At 71.4% G+C, this 18,283-nt stretch carries 9 protein-coding genes and 1 pseudogene; 7 read left to right on the top strand and 3 right to left on the bottom strand.

Annotation, left to right across the window (positions count from 1 at the left end):
• Positions 1-98: 98 nt before the first annotated feature.
• Positions 99-827: a GAF and ANTAR domain-containing protein gene (locus FHR82_RS06750; protein WP_311770929.1), complete on the bottom strand. Its 729-nt coding sequence runs from the start codon at positions 825-827 to the stop codon at positions 99-101.
• A 150-nt stretch (positions 828-977) separates the two neighbouring features.
• Between FHR82_RS06750 and FHR82_RS06745 the strand changes: the two genes are divergently transcribed.
• Entirely contained in the window at positions 978-2,027 is a 1,050-nt protein-coding gene (locus FHR82_RS06745; protein ID WP_184809435.1) for a TIGR03617 family F420-dependent LLM class oxidoreductase, read from the top strand.
• A 56-nt stretch (positions 2,028-2,083) separates the two neighbouring features.
• Positions 2,084-3,316 carry a PP2C family protein-serine/threonine phosphatase gene (locus tag FHR82_RS06740; RefSeq protein WP_184809434.1) on the top strand — a complete coding sequence of 411 codons (1,233 nt, stop codon included), beginning with the start codon at positions 2,084-2,086 and terminating at the stop codon, positions 3,314-3,316.
• 9 nt (positions 3,317-3,325) lie between these two features.
• On the opposite strand, the gene FHR82_RS06735 is transcribed toward FHR82_RS06740, so the two are convergent.
• Positions 3,326-4,087 (bottom strand): ion transporter, encoded by a 762-nt coding sequence (locus FHR82_RS06735; protein WP_225943819.1) that lies wholly within the window; start codon positions 4,085-4,087, stop codon positions 3,326-3,328.
• Positions 4,088-4,235: 148 nt separating this feature from the next.
• Here FHR82_RS06735 and FHR82_RS45720 point away from each other — a divergent pair, with 148 nt between their 5' ends.
• From FHR82_RS45720 to FHR82_RS45715, 4 genes and pseudogenes are all read left to right on the top strand, one after another.
• On the top strand, positions 4,236-4,757 hold the full coding sequence (locus FHR82_RS45720; protein ID WP_311770928.1) for an SRPBCC family protein: 522 nt from the start codon (positions 4,236-4,238) through the stop codon (positions 4,755-4,757).
• 328 nt (positions 4,758-5,085) lie between these two features.
• Positions 5,086-5,835 (top strand): PIG-L deacetylase family protein, encoded by a 750-nt coding sequence (locus FHR82_RS06725; protein WP_184809432.1) that lies wholly within the window; start codon positions 5,086-5,088, stop codon positions 5,833-5,835.
• Positions 5,832-6,608: an ATP-grasp domain-containing protein gene (locus FHR82_RS06720; RefSeq protein ID WP_184809431.1), complete on the top strand. Its 777-nt coding sequence runs from the start codon at positions 5,832-5,834 to the stop codon at positions 6,606-6,608. The genes FHR82_RS06725 and FHR82_RS06720 overlap by 4 nt, the downstream gene beginning before the upstream one ends.
• Positions 6,602-7,510 (top strand): annotated as a pseudogene (locus tag FHR82_RS45715) (glycosyltransferase family 2 protein); the annotation flags it as partial. The gene FHR82_RS06720 and the pseudogene FHR82_RS45715, both read left to right, overlap by 7 nt.
• A gap of 125 nt (positions 7,511-7,635) precedes the next feature.
• Here the strand turns inward: FHR82_RS45715 and FHR82_RS06710 are convergent.
• On the bottom strand, positions 7,636-8,409 hold the full coding sequence (locus FHR82_RS06710; protein ID WP_311770927.1) for a response regulator transcription factor: 774 nt from the start codon (positions 8,407-8,409) through the stop codon (positions 7,636-7,638).
• Positions 8,410-8,540: 131 nt separating this feature from the next.
• On the opposite strand from FHR82_RS06710, the gene FHR82_RS06705 reads away from it, so the two are divergent.
• On the top strand, positions 8,541-18,281 hold the full coding sequence (locus tag FHR82_RS06705) for a CBM96 family carbohydrate-binding protein (RefSeq protein ID WP_184809429.1): 9,741 nt from the start codon (positions 8,541-8,543) through the stop codon (positions 18,279-18,281).
• Positions 18,282-18,283: the final 2 nt, after the last annotated feature.

Here is an 18,283-nt window from a genome sequence, read left to right as displayed (position 1 = left end):
ACGCGAGTGGTGCCATGGCAAGTAATAACTGGTGCCAAGTGGTGCCACTCTGCTTTGAAACAGGCTTAATGCTCAGTCGACGATGGCACCAAACTGGCTCAGATAGTTGACGCGGTGGGATCGGTCGCGCTGTCGACCACCGTCGTCGCGATGTCCTGGAGGCGCTGGCTCGTGTTGCGCGCGTGGTTGCGCAGCACGGTGAACGCGTCGGCGACGGGGATGTGCAGCCGTTCGGCCAGCACCCCTTTCGCCTGCTCGATGAGCACCCGGCTGTCGAGCGCGGTCTGCAGCTGCTGGATCACGGTCTCGCTGTGGTGGATGGCCCGCTGCGCCAGGATGCCGGTGGTCGCCGTCCTCGCGAGGGCCTGTGCCAGCGCGAGCCGTTCCTCGTCGAGCGCGCCCGGCGCCGAGGTGAACAGGCTCAGCCCGCCGATCACCTCTCCGCGCAGCCGCATCGGCACCGCGTGCACCGCGCTGTACCCGGCGGCCACCGCCGCGGCGGCGAACCGCGGCCACGGTGCGTTGCGCAGGTCGGGGCAGTGCACGGCCGCGCCGGCCAGGGACGCGTCCCTGGCCGGGCCCTTGCGGTACCGCAGCTCGAGCGGTCGCACGAACCGGTCCGACGCGCCGGTCACGTCCGAGGCGCCGTTCCGGTCGACGAGCAGCACACCGGCAGCGGTCACGTCGAGCAGCTCAACGCATCGGGCGGCGACCATGTCCAGGAACTCCACGACGTCGAACTCGTCCGCGAGCGTGTCGGTGAGCGCGGCGAACGCGTCGGCGAGCGCGGTGAGCGCGCCCGGTGTGCGCTGGTCGAGTGCGGTCACGACACTGCCTCCTGTACTCGCTGTCGTAGTGGTTTCCAGGGTGAGGCGTTCCGGGGCGGGACGTCAGGGTCTTTCGGCACTGCTCGATGCGGAACCGGTCACACCGGGACCCACTACAGTCAGTGCGAGCTGTCCGGAGGGAGGGACGTCATGCTGGTGGACGGCAACATCGGCGGGGTGGTCGACGGGACAGCGGGCGGCGACCTCCAGGAGATCGAGGCCCAGGTGGCGCAGGCGCTGCGGATCGGTCTCGACGGGGTGTGGACCACCGAGACGAGCCGGGACCCGTTCCTCCCCCTGCTGCTCGCGGCGCGGCGGGCGCCGGAGCTGACCGTTGGCACGGCCGTCGCGGTCGCGTTCGCCCGCAACCCGATGACGCTCGCCGTCACCGCCAACGACCTGCACGCGATGAGCGGCGGGCGGTTCGTGCTCGGGCTCGGCTCCCAGGTGTCCGCTCACATCACGCGCCGGTTCAGCATGCCGTGGTCGGCGCCGGCCGCACGGATGCGGGAGTTCGTGCTCGCGCTGCGGGCGATCTGGGCGTCGTGGCAGACCGGTGACCGGCTGCACTTCACCGGTGAGTTCTACTCCCACACCCTGATGCCGCCGCTGTTCCGGCCCGGCCCCAACCCGCACGGCCCGCCGCCCGTGGTGCTCGCCGCGGTCGGCCCGAGGATGACCCGCGTCGCGGCCGAGGTCGCCGACGGTCTGCTGGTGCACAGCCTCACCTCGGAGCGCTACCTCCGCGAGGTCACGTTGCCGCCGCTCGCCGGGCGCGGACCGGGGTTCACCGTCTGCCACCCGGGGCTCGTCGCCACCGGGGCAGGCGAGCAGGAGTTCGTGACCGCGGTCGCCGAGGTGCGCAAGCAGGTCGCCTTCTACGCCGCGACCCCCGCCTACCGCGCGGTGCTGGACCTGCACGGCTGGGGCGACCTGCACACCGAGCTGCACCGGTTGTCGCGGCGCGGTGACTGGGGCACCATGACCGGTCTCGTCGACGACACCGTCCTCGGCACGTTCGCGGTCGTCGGCGAACCCGCGGCGGCGGGTGCCGAGATCGCTCGCCGGTACTCGGGCCTCGTCGACCGGTTCACCATGTACACGCCGTACCCGCTGGCCGAGCAGACCCGCGCGGCCGTGGTGTCGGCGGTGCGTGCCGGGGTGGGAGCGCAGGCGGGCGCTGGGTGTTTCACGGGATGATCAGGGCGTTATCTTTGGCGTGATGTGAGCGGGTGGAAACGGCTCGAGGTTGGCTGATGGACGATGACAGCACGGCTGACGACACAGCCGACACGGTGACCGACAGACGGCTCCGTGTGCTGGAGACCGTCACCGACAGCTCGCTGATGGAGTACGACCTCGACAAGTTGCTCGAAGTGCTCCTCGTGCGCGTGCACGACCTGTTCCACGTTGACACCGCCACCGTCCTGCTGGTCGACGCCAGCGGTGAGCGGCTGGTCGCCAGCGCGAGCGCCGGGCTGAACGAAGAGGTCTTCCAGGGCGTGCGGGTGCCGATCGGCAGCGGGTTCGCCGGCCGCGTGGCACGGCTGCGGCAGCCGGTGCAGATCGAACAGATCGACCCGTCGACCGTCGTCAACCCGATACTGTGGGAGCGGGGGCTGCGGGTCCTGCTGGGGGTGCCGATGCTGGCGCAGGGCGAGCTGGTCGGCGTGATGCACGTCGGCAGCATCGCGCCGCGCCGGTTCACCGACGAGGACATCGAACTGCTGCAGCTGGTCGCCGACCGCGTCGCGCTCGCGGCCTACCTGTACCGCTCGCGCGCCGAGCGAACCGCCGCGGCGGTGCTGGCCGACAGCCTCCTGCCCACCCGGCTGCCCACGACCGAGGGCTGGGAGCTGGCCGCCCGGTACGTGCCGGGCGCCGACGTCGGCGTCGGCGGTGACTGGTACGACGTGTTCCCGCTGCCCGGCGACCGCATCGGGATCGTCATCGGCGACGTGGTCGGCAACGGCCTGCCCGCCGCGATCGTGATGGGCAGGCTGCGCAGCGCGCTGCGCGCCTACGCGCTGGAGTTCGACGACCCGGCCGAGGTGCTGGGCAAGCTCGACCGCAAGGCCAGCCACTTCGAGCGCACCACGATGGCGACCGTCGGCTACGCGGTCGTCGACACGGCAGCCGCGCGGATGGACCTGTCGCTGGCCGGGCACCTGCCGCCGATCATCGCGGTACCGGGGGAGGCGGCCAGGTTCCTCGACGCGCCGGTCGGCCTGCCCGTCGGCTACGGCATGGCCGTGTCCGGCAGGCCCGGCGTCACCATCGACCTCCCGCCCGGCGCGCTCGTCACCTTCTACACCGACGGGCTGGTGGAGCGGCGCGGCGAGGACATCGACGAACGCCTGGAACAGCTCCGCGCCGCCGTGCACCCCGACGAGCCGGAGGCGGTCTGCGCCCGCGTCATGGCCGAGATGGTGGGTGGCCAGCCCGCGAACGACGACATCGCGCTCATCGTCGTCCACCACACCACCTGACCGGCGGGGTCACCCGCGCCGCTGCTCGTCCCGCTCCACCGCCGTGCGGATCTGGTCGAGGTTCTCGCGCAGGCTGTCGGAGATCATCTCGTCGGTGCGCGGGTCGGCCAGCATCTCCAGGACGACCCGGATCGACGTGTCGGTGATCGCGCCGACGATCTCGTCGTGGAACGGGAGGCGCGCGAGGCGCCCGGCCGCCGGGTCCGCCTTGATCTTGTCGAGCACCATCTGCCGCAGCTCTGCCTGGTTGTCCGACAGGGCGCGGCCGATGTTCTGCGCGTAGCGGCCGGTCTGCAGCACGGCGGCCACCTCGCTCAGGACGGCGACCGTGACCGGCTTCTTGATCACGTCGATCACCGTGCCGAGGAACCGGTTCACCAGGCGCTGGGTCACCGCGTCGCCGATGGTCCGGTCCACGGCGCGGCCGAGCCGGGCGATCAGCACGATCACCCGGACCAACCGGAACGCCCGCAGCGCCGGGTGGGAGACCGGGATCATGCCGAGCACCTCGAACCAGTTCCGGACGAGGAACCGCCACCCCCAGCCCGCCATGCGCCAGCGCCACACGAACTCGACGAGGAACACCGCGCAGATCCCGACGTCGACCTTGAACAGCAAGAGCTCGGTCTCCCGGGGCGGGTTGGCCACCCACACCCAGATGAGCAGGCCGACCGACACGACCGCGAGCAGCACCATGAACCAGTCGATCGCGCGCACGCGGTGGATCCGGCTGGGCACGTCCGCGAGCTGGCCGTGCATCTGTGCGTACATCGTGCCGGCACCTCCCGTCGGCGCCCATCCTGAACCACCGGGGCGTGGGCCGCACGGTCGCGCGCGACTGAGCCGGTCCTGGATCGTCCTTGACGCTCCTGCTCGGCGCTGGTGGGGTCGACGGAGGGGCACTACTGGGAGGTGCGGTGTGGCGATAACGAGCGTGACGAGCGCGACGAGCGTGCGGGACAAGCGGGCCTATACCGAACCGCTGGCGACCGGCGAGGTGTCGATCGACGCCACACCGGAGGCGGTCTACCAGCTCGTCAGCGATCCCGTGCGGATGGCCGGGTTCGCCGAGGAGTTCTACAAGGCCCGCTGGATCCGCGGCGCCACCGGACCCGCCGTCGGCAACTGGTTCGCGGGCACCAACCGCAACGGGTGGCGCCGCTGGGTGACCCACGCGGAGATCACCGAGGCAGAGCCGGGACGCCGGTTCGTCTACCGGGTGCGCACCCAGTTCCGCATGCCGATCTCCCGCTGGGAGTACGACATCACGCCCGATGGCGCCGGCTGCCGCCTTTCTGTGAAGAACTGGCTGCGGGCGCCCGTCTGGTTCGTGCCGATCGCGATCGTCATCACCGGCCAGCCGGACCGCCCTGGCACGAACCGCGCCAACATCGAGACCACGTTGCTGCGCGTCAAGGAACACCTCGAGTCGCGAGACTGATTCGAGAGCTGCGTCGGCCAACGTTTGCCGGGTCCTTCGGCCCCCGCCGATGCCGTGAAAGGCGCTTTCAGGACACCACCACAAAGGCGCGAAAGCGCGAAAGGTGCGCTCGGGTGCGCAAGCCCCACAGACCGACCTTTGCCAGAGAACCGAAGATGCCAACCGGGTAGCCATCCCGGAGACCTGCCTCTCCGGCCAGGAGACCTGGATTCGCGGTGTGTTGCCCTCGCCGGTCTTCGCAGTCAAGGCGCTCCCGAGATCTGGCGGATAAAGGTTTGCTCATCTGCCGCTCAGCGGTGGCTCATCTGGCGGCGTCACCTTTGCCGGTATGACGATCAGTGTCGTTGCCTTCGGTGTCGTTGCCTGTGTTGTCCTCGGTGTGGTGGTGGTCGTACTGGCGTTGCGGCCGTGGGTGTTGCCGCGGCGGGTCGTGCCGGTGCGGTCGAGACGGGTGCTGGCGATCGGGGCGCACCCCGATGACGTGGAGCTCGGGTGCGGTGGCGCGCTCGCGAAGTTCGTGGACGCCGGGCACGAGGTGCGTGCGCTCGTGCTGTCCAACGGTGAGCGGGGTGGTGCCGGCGCCACCCGGGTGTCCGAAGTGGACGCAGCCGGGCGGCGGATCGGGATCGCCGGGGTGACGGTGTTGTCCTTTCCGGACACCGACCTGCCCGCGCACGCCGATGCGCTCGTCGCCGCCATCGAGCGGGTGATGGAGCGGTTCAACCCCGACATCATCCTGACCCACTCCGGCAACGACCAGCACCAGGACCACCGGGCCGTGCACCTGGCGACGCTGCGCGCCGGCCGCCGGCACACCTCGATCCTCTGCTACGAGAGCCCGTCCGCGACCGCGGACTTCCGGCCCAGCGTGTTCGTCGACGTCCAGGACTACCTCGAGGTCAAGGTGCGGGCCGTCGCCGCGCACCGCGACCAGGCGGGCAAGCCGTACATGAGCGGCGAGCGGCTGCGCGGGCTCGCGGTCTTCCGCGGCGCGCAGGCGAAGGTGCGGCACGCGGAGGGGTACGAGCCGGTGCGCATGCTCGACGACTCGCTCGACCACAGCGCGGGGCAGCGGTGAGGGTGCTCGTCACCGGGGTCGGCGGACCCGCCGGTGACAGCGTGCTGCGCCAGCTGCGGCACCGGGGGATCGAGACCGTCGGTGCCGACCTCGTGCCATCCGGTCCGCAGGTCGAGCCCGTGCCGCCGGGGCATGCCCCCGGCTTTCCCGCCGCGCTCACCGAGCTCGCCCGGCGCCATCTCGTGGACCTCGCCATCCCCACCGTGTCCGAGGAGCTCGTGCCCCTCGCCGCGCTCGGCGACCCGCGGATCGTCGTCGGGCCCGCCGAGGCGGTGGCGATCGCCGACGACAAGTGGCTCACCTTCCTGCTGCTGCGCGAGGTCGGGGTGGCGGTGCCGTGGTCGTGTCTCGCAGGCGACCCCGTGCCGGGCGGCACGCCGCTGCTCAGCAAGCCCCGCGTCGGGCGGGGCGGGCGGGGCGTGGTGCTCCACGAGGACGACGTGCCCGCCCGCGACCGCGGCCGGATCGTGCAGGAGCTGTTGTCCGACGAGGAGTACGTGGTCAACCTGTACCTCACCGACGACCCTGGCCGGGACGTCGTCGACGTGTTGGAGAAGGACGTCCGATGCGTGCGCCCGGCACACGCACCCGACGTCGCCGCGCTCGCCTGGTCCGCGGCGGCCGCCATCGGGTTGCGCGGGCCGGTGGACGTCGACGTGCGGCGGGGGTCCGACGGGCGGCCGGCCGTGCTCGACGTCAACGCCCGCTTCGGTGCGCACAGCGCGCGGACGCCCGCGGTGCTCGACGCGTTGCTCGCGGAGCACCGGTGCTGACGCTGCTCGTCGTGCTCAGCGCGCCCGCGTTGGTGATCGGGCTCGTCGAGCTGGCCTACTACCCGCTCGCCCTGGTGTTCGCCGCACGCAGGCGGCCACCACCGCGGTGGGCCTCGGTGTCGATCGTGGTGCCCGCCTACAACGAGGAGCGCGTGCTCGCCAACTGCGTCGACTCGATCCTCGCCACCGGCTACCCGTGGCTGGAGGTGGTGCTCGTCGACGACGGGTCGACCGACCGCACCCTCGACGTGATGCGGCGCTACGCCCGGCTGCCGAACGTCATCGTGGTGTCGAAGACCAACGCGGGCAAGGGCGCCGCGCTCAACACCGGGCTGAGCCTCGTGACCGGTGACGTCGTGCTGTTCGTCGACGCCGACGGGATGTTCACCCGCGACACGATCGCCGAGCTGCTGCGCGGGTTCACCGACGACCGCGTCGGCGCGGTGTGCGGCAACGACGAACCGGTGAACCTCGACCGCCTCCAGACCAGGTTGCTGGCACTGCTCACCCACGGCACCGCGTTCGTGCGGCGCGCGCTCGCGGCGATCGGCTGCCTCACCATCGTGTCCGGCAACATCGGCGCGTTCCGCCGCGACGTGCTCGCCCGCGTCGGCGGGTTCGCCGAGGGGATGCTGGGGGAGGACCTCGAGCTGACGTGGCGGGTGCACCGGGCGGGCTACCGGGTCGCGTTCGTGCCGACCGCGAAGGTGTACGCCGAGGTGCCCTCGACCGTGCGGCAGCTGTGGCGGCAGCGGGTGCGGTGGACCCGCGGGCACGTGCAGACCCTGCGGATGCACCGGAACATGTTGTGGCGCGGGAAGGTCGGGTGGTACCTGCCGTTCAACGCGTTCGCGATGCTCGTCGCGCCGGTGCTGCAGCTCCTCGTGCTCGCGATCGCGGCGACCGGGGTCGCCGGGGTGCCGGACGGGGTGTGGGGCGCGGTGGCCGCGGTCGGCCTCGCCGGTGCGGTGGTGTGGGTGTGCTTCGGGGTGCTCCTCGACCGCGCGGGCCGGGACCTCCGGTTCCTCTACGTGCTGCCGGTGCTCCCGTTCTTCTCCGTGCTCATGGGGTTCGTGACCGTCGCGGCACTCGTGGCCGAGGCCCGGGGCGCGCCCAAGGACTGGAACAAGCTCGCCCGCTCGGGGGTCGTGAGCCGGTAGCCCGCGCCGCGCACGGTCTGGATGCGGCGGCTGCCGATCTTCGACCGCAGCGCGGCGACGTACACGTTCAGCACGTTGCTCGACTGGTCGAACAGCGGTCCCCACACCCGGGACACGAGGTACTCGCGCGTCAGCACCGCACCCGGCTGCTTGAGGAACACCGCGAGCAGCGCGAACTCCCGCGCGGTCAGCTCGACGTGCGTGTCGTCCACGGTCACCTTGCGGGACAACAGGTCCAGCCGCAGGTTGCCGACGGTGAGCACGCTCGACGCCGGGTCGTGCCCCCGGCGCAGCCGCGCCCGGATGCGGGCCAGCAGCACCTCGAACCGGAACGGCTTGAGGATGTAGTCGTCGGCGCCGCCGTCCAGGCAGGCCACCACGTCCCGCTCCGCGGACGCGTCGGCCATCACGATCACCGGCAACGTCCGCCGCCTGGCCCGCAGGTCGCGCAGCACCGTGAAGCCGTCCTCGCCGCGCAGGACCAGGTCCAGCAGTACCAGGTCGAACCCGCCACCGGACGCCAGCGCCAGCCCCGACGAGGCGTCGTGGGTCACCGTCGCGGTGTAGCCGGCCGACCGAAGGCCGCGCTCGACGAACCTGCTCACCGTCTGTTCGTCGTCCACCACCAGGATGCTGCTCACCGGTCCTGCCTTTCCCGCCGCCACTGGCCCCAATCGATATTCGGTTCTGGCAGGTCATCCGCGACGCGGATAAGGAAACCCTCATCTTCGGCTTAGCTCGCGGTGACCGGCGGCACCGAAGCTTGGGCACCATGACCGGGACTCTGTCCGGAACGTGGGCCGGGATGCCCCCACGGTGGCGACGGCGGCTGTTCGTGGCCGCGATCGCGTTGGTGCTGGCCGCACCGCTGCTCACCATGACCGAGGCACGTGCCTCGACGACCTTCACGGTGAGCACGACGGCCGACCAGCCCGACGCCAACATCGGCAACGGCGTCTGCGCCACCGCGGCGGGCCTGTGCTCGCTGCGCGCGGCGGTGCAGGAGGCCAACAGCAGCACGGCGGCGGACACGGTCCTCGTGCCCGCCGCGAACTACGCCATCACCATCCCGCCGTCCGGCGCGAACGGCGCGGAGAGCGGCGACCTCGACATCACCCGGCCGCTGACCGTCAACGGCACCGGCGCGACGGTCGACGCGAACGGGCTCGACCGGCTCGTGGAGCTGACCGAGACGGCCGGCGCGGTGACGCTCCGCGGTCTCACGCTGCGCGAGGGCGAGGACGCCGAGCAGGGCGGGGCCCTGCTGAACGGTTCGCTCGGCACGGTCCGGCTGGAGAACGCGAAGGTCCTCGACAGCACCGCGGGCGCGTTCGGCGGCGGCATCTCGAGCCTCCACGGCCGCCTCGACCTGGTCGGCGTGACCGTCTCCGGCAACGCGACCACCGGCGAGGGCGGCGGCATCTCCGTGCGGGCCGGCGCGCTGACCATCACCGGCACATCCGCGGCACCCTCGCTGATCAGCGACAACTCCGCCCGCGAGGGAGGCGGGGTCCACCACGCCGGCGAGCCGAGCGAGGTCGGGCTGCCGGGCAGCGTGGTGCTGACCGGTGCCACCGTGTCGGGCAACAGCGCCGAGCTCATGGGTGGTGGCCTGTCCGTCACCGGTGAGAACGCGCTCGCGCTCACCGACACCACGGTCGCGGAGAACAGCTCCGACGACGGCGCGGGCCTCGCGGTCACCGGGCAGGCGAGCCTCGCGATCACGCGTGGCGAGCTGACCGCCAACACCGGCACCGGCAACGGCGCGGGCGCCTACACGGCGACCGAGCGGAACACCAGGTTCACCAACACGTCGATCTCCGGCAACACCACCGGTGACCCGGTCGCGGGCGAGGGGAGCGGCGCGGGCCTGTACACCTCCGGCACCGGCTCGGTCACCATGACCGAGGGCGAGGTCACCGGCAACGAGGCCGTCGCGCACGGCGGCGGGTACGCGGTCGAGAACGGCGGCCCGGTCACCGTCGAGGGCACCGACTTCGACGGCAACACGGCCGGGCTCGGCGGCGGCGGTCTCGTCAACGAGGGCGGCACCGTGACGCTCGACGGTGTCACGTTCACCGCGAACGTCGCGTCCGGCGGCGACGGTGGCGCGATCGAGAGCGAGGGCAGCGGCGACTTCACACTCGTCGACGCCGCGGTCCACGGCAACACCGCGCAGAACGGCGGCGGGTTCGCGAACCTCGCCGACGGGACGAGCACGATCCTGTCGTCGACGTTCTGGGACAACCGGGCCCTCGTCGGCGGGGCGGTCGAGGAGGCGGGTCTCGGCGGCGGGGTCTACAGCCTCGGCGACTCCACCGCGAACTACGAGAACGTGACGATCACCGGCAACTTCGCACAGACCCGCGGCGGCGGCTTCTACGTCGACGCGGACGCACCCGTGCGCGTGGCCAGCTCCACCATCTCCGGGAACAGCTCGCCGATGGCGTCCGGTGTCGGCACCGAGGTGAGCGTGCCGCCGATCCCGCCGGAGCCCAGCCAGGGCGTGCTCCTGCGGAACACGATCGTGGCGGGCAACCTGCTGAGCCCCGAGTGCAACTTCGCCGTCGGCTCCGAGGGCGGCAACCTGGACAGTGGCGACTCGTGCTACTTCCGCGGTCCCCGGGACCGCACCGGGGTGGGCGCACCGCGCATCGACGCGGTGGCCGACAACGGTGGCGCCACGATGACGCAGGCACTGCAGGACGACAGCTTCGCGGTCGACGGCGGCGTGTCGCCGTGCCCGACGGCCGACCAGCGCGGGATCTCCCGGCCCCAGAACGGGACCTGCGACATGGGTGCCTACGAGCACACCGGTCCGTTCGGCCCGGCCGACACCATCCCGCCGGACACCTCGATCGGCGACCCGCCCGCCGCGGTGGGCGAGATGGCGACGTTCACGTTCGCGGGCACGGACAACCTCACGGTGGCGTCCGAGCTGCTGTACGAGTGCCGGATCATCAACTTCGACCCGGCCGACCCACCGGACCCGCCCGACCCGACCGAGCCACCGGACCCCGAGCTGGCGTTCCTCGGCTGCCCGAACCCGTACCAGGCCATGGACATCGAGCCCGGCCAGAACTGGCTCGAGGTGCGGGCGATCGACCGCAAGGGCAACGTGGACCCGACCCCGGCCGTGCACGAGTTCACCGCCGGGGTGGACACGACGCCACCGACGGTGACGTTCACGCTGACCCCGCCGAACCCGTCCAGCGGGCGGACCGCGGTGTTCGGGTTCGCCGCCACCGACGACCTCACCCCGGCCGTGCTGCTGGAGGTCGAGTGCCGTCTCGACTCGACCGACGAGCTGGCGTGGGTGGAGTGCGCGAGCCCGCACAGCGTCTCGGACCTCACGACCGGCACGCACACGTTCGAGGTGCGCGCGATCGACGAGGGCGACAACATCTCGCCGGTCGCCTCGTACACGTGGACGGTGTCGTCGCCGACGAACTGCACCGACGCCAACGTGATCCTGACCGCCAACACGGACTCGTATGTGGACGAGAGCCTCACGCAGGAGAACTTCGGCGCGGCCGAGGAGCTCGTGGTGCGGTCCTCGGCACCGGGCCAGGACGCCAGAACGCTCCTGAACTTCCCGGTCCCGGCCGACATCCCGGCCAACTGCGAGCTGGCCTCGGCGCGGCTGCGGCTCACCGGCGACGGTGACACGGGCCGGACACTGCAGGTGCTGCCGCTCACCGAACCCTGGCAGGAGAACCAGGTGACGTGGCAGAACCAGCCCGCGGTGGGCGCGTCGGTCGCGACCACCCAGTCCGGCGCGGGCCTTCGCCAGTGGGACGTGACGGCCGCGATCGCCGCGGGTGTCCCGTACGGCTTCCAGATCCGCGACGTGACCGAGGAGGACGAGACCGGCGCCGAGTCGTCGTTCGCGTCCCGGCACATGGAGCAGGACCCGACGCAGCCGGCCACCCTGCCGCAGCTGGTGCTGCGTTTCGACGGCCCGGGTGAGCCAGTCCCGCCGGCCCCGCCCGCGCCGGTGCCGACCGCGGTCACCTGCGGTCAGGTGATCACGACCAGCATCCGGCTCACGAACGACCTGACCGACTGCCCGGTCGACGGCCTGGTGATCGGCGCGCCGAACGTCACCGTCGACCTGGACGGGCACACCATCGACGGCCCCGGCTACTTCGAGGGCGAGCCCGGCTCGCCGATCGAGCTGCCGGAGATCGGTGGCCCGGCGGGGGTCCGCAACCCGGGCTTCAGCAACGTGCACATCACAGGCGGCACGGTGAAGAGCTTCATGTTCGGCGTGCACCTGATGGCGGGCAGCCGGTTCGGCTCGCTGGAGAACCTGGTGATCTCGCGGAACGCGACCGCCGGTGTCGAGCTGGTGAACGCGGACAACGGGCGCAACGGCAACGTCATCCGCGGCAACCAGTTCGTCGACAACGAGGCCGGGTTGACGCTCTACCAGGGCTCGGAGCACTCGCTGATCGAGAACAACCACTTCCAGGGCAACCTGGGCGTGGCGATCTGGGCGCAGGAGGCCAGCGGGCACCGGATCCTGACCAACACGGTCACCGGCATCACCGCCGACCCGGCGATCAACAGCGACGGCGGGTTCCTGCTGCTCGCCTCGCCGGACAACGAGATCCGCGGCAACACCATCGCCGACACCGGCGACGGCGGCCTGGTGATCGAGGAGGGCTCGCACCGCAACGTGGTGCGGGACAACACCTTCACGGCCACCGGCGACGGCGGTGTGGTCGCGCACGGCGCCGACTTCCTGGAGGTCGTGAACAACACCGCGCACCAGGTGTCCGACGCCGGCATCGGGATCGGTGACGCGCACGGCGGGCTCGTCGCGGGCAACGACGTCCGGTTCAACCCGGGCGGCGTCGAGCTGGACGGCGTGACCGACCTGGTCGTCGAGGACAACGACGCGAGCTACTCCGGTGGCGACGGCATCCACGTCCTCGGTGACTCGCTGGGCAACACCATCCGGGACAACACGGTCAACCAGGGCTCAGGGTCCGGCATCTCGATCGAGGTCGACGGGCTCGACATCCTGAACAACCCGGTCGGCAACCTGTTGTCCGGCAACACGACCCACGGCAACCAGGCCGACGGCATCTCCGTGACCGGCGAGGGCCACACCCTCACCGGCAACGCCGCCAACAACAACCTCGCGTGGGGCATCCAGGCCACCGGCACCGGGGTGGTCGGCACGGTCGACGGCGGCGGCAACACCGCGAACGGCAACGCCGAACCACCGCAGTGCGAGGGCGTGGTGTGCGCGTTCGGCACCCCGGTCGTCACCCCGGGCGCAGACCTGGTGCCGCCGGACACGCAGCTCCTGACCATGCCCGCGAACCCGTCCAGCAACATGGCGACCGCGCGGTTCACGTTCACCGGCACCGACAACATCGCACCCGCGACCGCGCTGCGGTACGAGTGCAGGCTCGACCCGCCACCGGACCCGGCGCCGCCCGCCGAGCCGGAGAACTGGGTCGAGTGCCACACCCCGGCCTCGTACCCGTTCCTCACCACGGGGTCGCACACCTTCCAGGTGCGGGCGGTCGACCCGTTCGACAACGCGGACCCGACCCCGGCCACGTTCACGTGGAACGTCGTCGCGGCGCCGCCGGGACCGGACTCGTCGCCGCCACGCACGACGATCTCGGCGGCGCCGACCGATCCGAGCAGTGAGACATCCGCGGTGTTCGCCTTCCGCGGCACGGACAACGCCACCCCGGGCCCGTACCTCGTGTACGAGTGCAGGCTCGACGGCGGACCGTTCACCACGTGCGCGTCCGGGGTGTCCTACCCGGTCGGGCTGGGCGCCCACACGTTCGAGGTGCGGGCCATCGACCTGGCGGGCAACGCCGACCCGTCGCCGGCGGTGCACACGTGGACGGTGATCCCGCCGCCGGTCGACGAGACCGCGCCGGACACGGTCATCGCGTCCGGACCGGACCCGAGAACGGTGTCGACGGAGGCCGAGTTCGTGTTCGCGGCCGACGAGACCGGCACGACGTTCCAGTGTTCGCTCGACAGTGGACCGTTCACCGCCTGCACCACACCGCACACGTACCCGGGCCTGTCCGTCGGGCCGCACACGTTCGCGGTCCGTGCGGTCGACGCGGCGGGCAACGCCGACGCGAGCCCCGCGCTGTACGCGTGGACCGTCGGCTCGGCGCCGGTCCCGATGACCGTCAACTGTGGACAGGTGATCACCCAGAGCGTCCGGGTCACCGAGGACCTCCTCGACTGCCCGGCCGACGGGTTGGTCATCGGCGCGAACGCGATCACGCTCGACCTCGGCGGCGTCACCATCGACGGCATCGGGCAGGGCACCGGCATCCGCAACGACGGGTTCGACTCGGTGACCATCACCAACGGGACGGTGCAGCAGTTCGACACCGGCGTCGCGCTCAACGCGGGCACCGCGCGCGGCATCGTGTCCGGTGTCACCGCACAGCTCAACCAGGAGGCGGGGGTGCTGCTGTCCGACGCGGACAACGGTTCGACCGGCTCCACCGTGCGGTCGAACATGGTGTCGGGCAACGCGTACGGCATCCGGCTCGCCGACGGCACGGCCGGTGCGATGGTCATCGACAACACCGTCGGGTCCACCGCGGAGAACGCGGTCGAGCTGCTGGGTGTTTCGGGTAACCGGTTGGAGCGCAACACGATCGCCACCACCAGCGGCATGGCGATCTTCCTGAACGGCGCTGGCAACAACGTCGTCACCGGCAACACGATTTCTGGCACCTCGAAGCAGGCGATCTCGTTGCAGGCCGGGTCTTCCGGTAACCGGGTCGAGGGCAACGCGCTGTCGGAGAGCGAGGTCGGCATCGAGGTGCTGGCGTCGAGCGGGAACCAGGTGCTCGGCAACGAGGCCAGCGGCATGAACGGTCCCGGTGTCGGGCTCGACAACGCGGACGGCAACCAGGTGCAGTCCAACGACCTGCGGGCCAACAAGGACGGCATCGAGACCTACATGTCGTCGGGCAACACCATCGAGGGCAACAACACGTCCGGCAACGACAGTGCGGGCATCGCCATCGGGGACGGGTCGTTCGACAACACGGTCTCCGCGAACGTGGTGTCGCAGAACAACTCCGAGGGCATCGCGGTCGAGGCCGACGCCTCAGCCGCGACCGGCAACCGGTTCCTGCAGAACACCGTCAACGTCAACGGCGGCGACGGCATGTCGGTCAACAAGGCCGGCCACACCGTCACCGCCAACGTCGCCAACAACAACGAAGGGTGGGGCATCTACGCCGAGATCGGCAACACCGACGGCGGCGGCAACCGCGCCACCGGCAACGTCGAGCTGGAGCAGTGCCACAACGTGGTCTGCGACGGCAGCCCGCCGATGGCACCCGAGGTCAACCCGCCCGATACGGCGCTGGTGAGCCAGCCGCCGAACCCGAGCGGCAGCACCACGGCCAGCTTCACCTTCACCGGCACCGACGACAACACCCCGCTGTACGAGCTGGACTTCCAGTGCAGCCTCGACGGCGCGCCGTTCGCCGACTGCGAGAACCCGCAGACCTACAGCGGTCTCGCGCCGGGCACGCACACCTTCCAGGTGCGTGCGGTGGACCTCGCCGGCAAGGAGGACCCGTCCCCGGCGACCCACACGTGGAACGTGGTGCTGCCGCCGGTCGGCATCCCGCCGGACACGTCGGTCACCTCGGGTCCGCCCGCCCAGACACCGCTCGAGGAGGCGGTGATCCAGTTCGGGTCGAACGAGCCGGACACCACGTTCCAGTGCTCGCTCGACGGGGCGCCGTTCACCGCGTGCACCTCGCCGGTCGTGCTGGAGGAGGTCCAGTTCGGCACGCACACCTTCCAGGTGCGGGCCGTGGACCCGGACGGCAACGTCGACCCGACGCCCGCGGTGTTCACCTGGACGCGGACCGGTCCGCCGGTCGTGACGGTCACGTCCGCACCGGACGAGATCACCACGAGCCGCCGCGCCGAGTTCACGTTCACCGCCAACGAGCCGGTCACCCGGTTCGAGTGCTCGCTCGACCTCGCGCCGTACGTGACGTGCACGTCGCCGGTCGAGTACACCGGTCTCGCGATCGGTGAGCACAGCCTGCGGGTGCGGGCCGTCGACCTCGACGGGCTGACGTCGGGGCCGGACGAGCTGGCCGAGTACGAGTGGACGGTCGAGCCCGGCATCGACACCGTGCCGCCGAACACCGCGTTCACCACGACACCGGCGTCGCCGAGCGCGGACTCGACGTTCTCCTTCACCGGCACGGACGACGTGACCGCACCGGACGGGCTGATCTTCGAGTGCCGCATCGACTCCAACGAGGAAGCGGACTTCGCCGAGTGCACCAGCCCGTGGCCGTACCCGAACCCGGACTTCCCGACGCCGCTGTCGGTGGGGTCGCACTTCGTGGACGTCCGCGCGGTCGACATGGAGGACAACATCGACCCGACTCCGGTCCGGCACACGTGGACGTTCACCGGTGACACGGTGGCACCGGCCACGACCGTGCTGACCGGTCCGCCCGCCCAGACCGCGGCGACCCTGGCGACGTTCACCTTCTCGGCGAACGACCCGTACGCGACGTTCGAGTGCGCTCTCGACGGCGCCGCGTTCGAGCCGTGCGAGTCGCCGCACGAGGAGTCGGTCGAACCGGGTGCGCACACCCTTCAGGTGCGGGCGACCGACCTCGCCGGGAACACGGGCGCGGCGGTGTCGCGGAGCTGGACGGTGGTCGACGCGCCGGTCGTGACGCTCACGGCCACCCCCGCGTCGTCCACGTCGGACCCGGCGGCGACGTTCTCGTTCACGTCGTCGGAACCCGCGTCGGTGTTCGCGTGCTCGGTCGACGGGGCGGCGTTCACCCCGTGCACCTCGCCGGTGTCGCTGACCGGGTTCGCCGTCGGCATGCACCACTTCGCGGTGCGCGCCACCGCACTCGGCGCTGTTGGTGAAACAGTGCAGTACCAGTGGACGGTCATCCCACCGCCGGACACGACACCGCCGCAGACCACGCTGGTGGCGGCGACGGCACAGGGCACGACCGCGTCGTTCTCGTTCCTGGCGAGCGAGACCGGTGCGACGTTCACCTGTTCGCTCGACGGGGCGCCGTTCGCGGCGTGCGCCTCGCCGGTCGAGCTGACCGGGCTGGCCGCGGGGAACCACGAGTTCCGCATCCTCGCGACCGACGCGGCGGGCAACGCCGACCCGACACCCGAGGTCCACACGTGGGCCGCCGGTGCCACGGAACCGCCGCCGACCTGCCCGACCGCACCGGTGACGCTCGGCTCCGGCCGGGACAGCTGGGTGCTGTCGAGCGCGGTGACCAGCAACCACGGCGCGGACTCGGTGCTCAAGGTGGCGAGCAAGCAGGGTGACAACGCCCGCGCGCTGGTCCGCTTCGAGCTGCCGTCCCTCCCGGAAGGGTGCGTGGTGACCGACGCGCAGCTGCGGTTGTACGCGGGCTCTTCGGCGAGCGGGCGGACGCTGCAGGCGCTGCGGGTGACCGCGCCGTGGACGGAGAACGGGGTCACGTGGTCGAACCAGCCCGCCACCGGCGGTGCCGCGGCGACCACGGCGTCGGGCTCCGGCTGGCGGCAGTGGTCGGTGGCCGCGCAGGTCAACGCCATGTACGCGAGCGGAAACCACGGGTTCCTGGTCCGGGACGCGGCCGAGAGCGGTGGTGGCGCCGAGCAGTCCATGCACGGCAGGGAGAAGGCGCCGGACAACCCGCCGCGGCTGGTGCTGACCATCGGTCCCGCGAGCGGTGGGGGCGGTGACACCGAACCACCACAGACGGTGATCGACACGGCTCCCACCGGGTCGACGACCGCGACCTCGGCGGCGTTCACGTTCTCGTCGTCCGAGCCGGGCAGCGCGTTCACCTGCTCGCTCGACGGGGCCGCGTTCACCCCGTGCACGTCCCCGGCGACGCGGACCGGGCTCGCGCTCGGTGCGCACGAGTTCCGGGTGGCCGCCACCGACGCGGCGGGCAACACCGACCCGACACCCGCGGTGCACACGTGGACCGTCACGGGTGGGTGCGCGGCCGGTGGCACGGTCACGGTCGGGGCGAACGCGGACTCGTGGGTGCTCCAGAGTTCCGCGTCGAGCAACTACGGGCAGGACAGCGTGGTGAAGCTCGACAGCAAGTCCGGCAACAACGCGCGGGTGCTCGTCCGGTTCGCGTTGCCGCAGGTCCCGGCGGGATGCACGGTCACAGCCGCGAAGCTGGAAATGTACGCTTCGTCCGACAAATCCGGACGGACGCTGCAGGCGCTCCAGGTCACCTCGGCCTGGACCGAGGGCAACGTGCGCTGGAACAACCAGCCGGGCACCGGGGGCCCGGCGGCGACCGTCGCGTCCGGGTCGGGGTGGCGCCAGTGGTCGGTGGCGCAGCAGGTGTCCGCGATGTACGCGGGCACGAACCACGGCTTCCTCATCAGGGACGCCGCGGAGAACGGCGGCGGTCACGAGCAGGGCTTCAACAGCCGGGAGAAGGGCTCTGACAACCCGCCGCGGCTGGTGGTGACATTCGGATGAGG

It is taken from the genome of Actinophytocola algeriensis (assembly GCF_014203735.1).
GTDB classification, from domain to species: domain Bacteria; phylum Actinomycetota; class Actinomycetes; order Mycobacteriales; family Pseudonocardiaceae; genus Actinophytocola; species Actinophytocola algeriensis.
The sequence above is the reverse complement of the archived record's forward strand: the minus strand, read 5'-3'. Positions and strand labels throughout refer to the sequence as shown.